The 3255-nt window shown below is 37.1% G+C and carries 5 protein-coding genes; 3 read left to right on the top strand and 2 right to left on the bottom strand.

Going from position 1 to position 3255, the window contains the following annotated elements; all coding sequences use genetic code 11:
- Nucleotides 1–161 precede the first annotated feature (161 nt).
- Both ACFIMC_RS00165 and ACFIMC_RS00160 read right to left on the bottom strand, forming a co-directional pair.
- On the bottom strand, nt 162–1088 hold the full coding sequence (locus ACFIMC_RS00165) for a DNA cytosine methyltransferase (protein WP_375631819.1): 927 nt from the start codon (nt 1086–1088) through the stop codon (nt 162–164).
- Nucleotide 1089: 1 nt separating this feature from the next.
- On the bottom strand, nt 1090–1998 hold the full coding sequence (locus ACFIMC_RS00160) for a type II restriction endonuclease (RefSeq protein WP_375631818.1): 909 nt from the start codon (nt 1996–1998) through the stop codon (nt 1090–1092).
- Between the two features lie 244 nt (nt 1999–2242).
- On the opposite strand from ACFIMC_RS00160, the gene ACFIMC_RS00155 reads away from it, so the two are divergent.
- From ACFIMC_RS00155 to ACFIMC_RS00145, 3 genes are all read left to right on the top strand, one after another.
- Complete coding sequence (locus tag ACFIMC_RS00155) at nt 2243–2905, top strand: lysozyme (RefSeq protein ID WP_375659195.1); 663 nt, start codon at nt 2243–2245, stop codon at nt 2903–2905.
- The gene (locus ACFIMC_RS00150) at nt 2902–3129 is read left to right on the top strand and encodes a hypothetical protein (RefSeq protein WP_375637285.1); all 228 of its coding nucleotides are present in this window, start codon (nt 2902–2904) and stop codon (nt 3127–3129) included. The genes ACFIMC_RS00155 and ACFIMC_RS00150 overlap by 4 nt, the downstream gene beginning before the upstream one ends.
- On the top strand, nt 3062–3255 hold a 194-nt coding region (locus ACFIMC_RS00145), incomplete at its 3' end, for a hypothetical protein (protein ID WP_375680737.1). The genes ACFIMC_RS00150 and ACFIMC_RS00145, both read left to right, overlap by 68 nt.

Genomic DNA, 3255 nt, shown 5'->3' with positions numbered 1-3255 from the left:
CGTTGCAAACACAACACCAGACAAAGATGATACCCTTGACCCAAACGCCCCACCAAACGCATGCGACGAAGGCGAAGGCGTTATCCATATGGATGAGGATTAATATCAACTTTAGGTCATTCGTTGTGCTGTCCCTTTTAGGGAAGAAGGTCAATGAACGTTTACGACAGATATTTTTTCATCTGCAATGCGATAGCTTTAATAACTGGAACAGACACACTGTTTCCAAATTGGCGATAGGCTTGCGTATCAGATACTGGAATCTGGTAGCTTTCAGGAAACCCTTGCAAGCGTGCTGCTTCTCTTGGCGTCAGTTTTCTAGGATTTTTATTATCCTGCATTATAAGTATTTCGCTTCCATCTTTGTAATAACGTGCAGAAAGTGTATTTGTGTATGGCGATTCCACATCGAAAAGCCCATAACCAAATCCCTTTCCTTTCAGTTTATTCAGAACTTTTCTTCGTTGGTGTCCATGCCAAAGAGCATTACTAATTGTATATTTTTCATCAACCTCTTTATCTAAAATATCTCCCACCCTTGTTTTAATATTCATGGGAGAGGGAAATTTAAAATCTATCGAATGATCTAAAAAACCAATGATATATATGCGTTCACGATTCTGAGGAACTCCAAAATCCCGTGCTTTTAAGATATCATAAAAAACTTTATAACCGCTTGATTGTAAATGCTTTATAATACTAGAGAGAGTACGTCCCCTATCATGCCCCTTTAATTGCTTAACATTCTCTAATAAAAATGCTCGAGGCTTCCTATGTGATAAAATTCTATTGATATCAAAAAATAAAGTTCCACGTGCATCCGCAAACCCCTTCTTCAAGCCTGCTTGCGAAAAAGGTTGGCAAGGAAAGCCTGCTAATAAAATATCATGCTCTGGTATTTCTTCTTCATTGATCTGAGTAATATCGCCATGGACGTGATCGTTGTTAAAATTAAGTCGATAAGTTTGAATAGAGTATTTATCAATTTCTGATGTAAAAACACATTGGGCGTTATCTAAGCCAAATGCAGACTCGAAACCCAAACGAATTCCTCCAATGCCGGCAAATAAGTCAATTAGTTTAAACATTTTACTGATTTTTCCAATAATTAAACATCTCAGGTAGTTCTTTTAAAAAATACGTTTCAAAATCTATGACGCTGTGGTTATGCAATATTTTTTCTTGATTTTTAACTGTTTTTAGTACGACGACAACAATGTTATGCTTGTTCATTTGTTCAATTTTATTTACAGAGATTTTATCATCAACTGTCAGTAAGTGAATGTTAGGAACTTGAGATCTTGACTGCTCTTCAATAACTTCTTGCCAACGTTCACGCAAAGTGGTTTTCATTGTGCCAATAATAGCCTTATCGCGTCTTTTCTTAAAATGCTCTATGCTCGGTAGTACTGAATCAACCATTTTACCCAAACCGGCTTTTTGAAATGTTTCTTTTCCGATTTTTTTTTGAGCTTCGAAACGATATCGAAATTGATTATATAAAAAATAAATAATTTCTTCAAATGTTTTTCCCGCACGTGAACGGCGTGACTGTGTATTGCTAAGACATAATAAATAAATATATGGAATAATTTTTCCTGCATATTGGCCAAAACAATTTATTAGCTGCTCGTTAAATTTGTGAGAATCTTGAATGTTAAGCCGAAATAATTTTAAACTTAATTCAGTAATAATTCTTTTAGGCATCTCAAACTGATGGCTAATTTCCATCAAAATCGCAGAATTGAAAGTAGATTCTTGCTTTAACAATGCGGAATACGATAATTCTCGCATATTAAAAATTGTTTTAGAAACTTCCTCTTTTTTGAGCAACTCATCTATAATTTGTTTATTTTCCTGTACTATTTGACTTACTATTTCATCAGTAGGTGAAATCAGTTCACTTCTTCTTTTCTTGAGAAAGTTTACGAAGCTTTTTTTTTCTTCCTCATCAAGCCCACAAAAATCTTCTAAGTTTTTGTATCTTATATCAGTCATTGCATTAAATCCTACGATTAGACAAGTATAACTGATTAGCAGATTCTAAATTTTAACCAATGATATTTTTGTCCGTTACCTGTCCTTTAGGCGAGGAGGAAGTTAATTTTTTTACTAATTGAACGGCTTTTTCAATATCTTTTTGTTGAGTAGATTTCTTACCGTCCTTTAAGAGGGAAAGACGTTCATTTCATATTTTTCACGCATCCCCGCCTTTTGCAGGGCTTTTTTTATGGAGAATCATATGCGAAAAATATCATCAGAAGGACTTGCACTTATCAAACAATGGGAAGGTTTGCGTTTGAACGCCTATAAAGATGCCATTGGTGTGTGGACAATAGGTTATGGACATACAAACAGTGCTGGAAAACCTTTTATTTACGAAGGCATGACAATCACTGAAAAGCAAGCAGAAGAACTTCTTTGTCAAGACTTAAGACAATTTGAAAATGCCGTTGAACGCGCTGTTACAGTTTCATTAACGGATGAACAATTCGCGGCGTTAGTGTCCTTTTGCTATAATGTAGGAACAGGAGCCTTTTGTAACTCGACACTGTTAAAAAAGCTCAATCAAGGTGAATATGAAGCTGTCCCTGCAGAGCTACAGAAATGGACCAAAGCAGGCGGAAAGCGTCTTGAAGGTCTCGCACACCGGCGTGCGGCAGAAACAGGCTTATGGGCAAAAGGGGCTTATGTTTCCTCCAATTATCAAACAGTAGAAACGCAAGCACCAACGGGGGTTTTCAAAGCCGAAGCCCTTGCACCGATTATTGGTTCTTTTTCTGGGCTTGGAGGCTTATTAGCAGGAAATGGACCAATCCAATGGGCTTTGGCCACCATTATGGTTTTAGCCGCATGTGCTGGTATTTTCTTTGTTGCTAAACGCTTTCAGGAGCATCGTCTATGATCTTATGGATGAAAAGAAATCTGATGATAACAGGCGCGGCTTTAGCCGCTTTTTTTATGATTTTAGCAAGAGCTTTTACTCTTGGGAAAAAAGCAGAGCAACAAAAGCAAACAGAAAAAGCTTTAAAAGCAGCCAAAACACGTCTGGAGGTGGAAAGTGAAGTTAATCAAAAAAGTGATGCTGATGTGCGTGCTGCTCTCTCTGACTGGTTGCGCGACAAATAAATATGCTTCTTCTTGTGTTGGCTGGTTGCCAATTTATTTAGATAAGCAAGATCTGAACGCCATCAGTTCAAACTTAGCAAGAGAGATCTTAAAGCACAATAATCTAGGTGAACGCGTGTGTGGGTG

The sequence above is a fragment of the Bartonella sp. AP21QHHD genome, from assembly GCF_042196205.1.
Lineage (GTDB): Bacteria > Pseudomonadota > Alphaproteobacteria > Rhizobiales > Rhizobiaceae > Bartonella.
This window is presented reverse-complemented; position numbering and strand designations above follow the sequence as displayed.

What these genes read in the sequence shown, in the direction of transcription:
- ACFIMC_RS00165 (WP_375631819.1), bottom strand. Translation starts at nt 1,088, where the DNA reads ATGTTTAAACTAATTGACTTATTTGCCGGCATTGGAGGAATTCGTTTG.
- ACFIMC_RS00160 (WP_375631818.1), bottom strand. Translation starts at nt 1,998, where the DNA reads ATGACTGATATAAGATACAAAAACTTAGAAGATTTTTGTGGGCTTGAT.
- ACFIMC_RS00155 (WP_375659195.1), top strand. Translation starts at nt 2,243, where the DNA reads ATGCGAAAAATATCATCAGAAGGACTTGCACTTATCAAACAATGGGAA.
- ACFIMC_RS00150 (WP_375637285.1), top strand. Translation starts at nt 2,902, where the DNA reads ATGATCTTATGGATGAAAAGAAATCTGATGATAACAGGCGCGGCTTTA.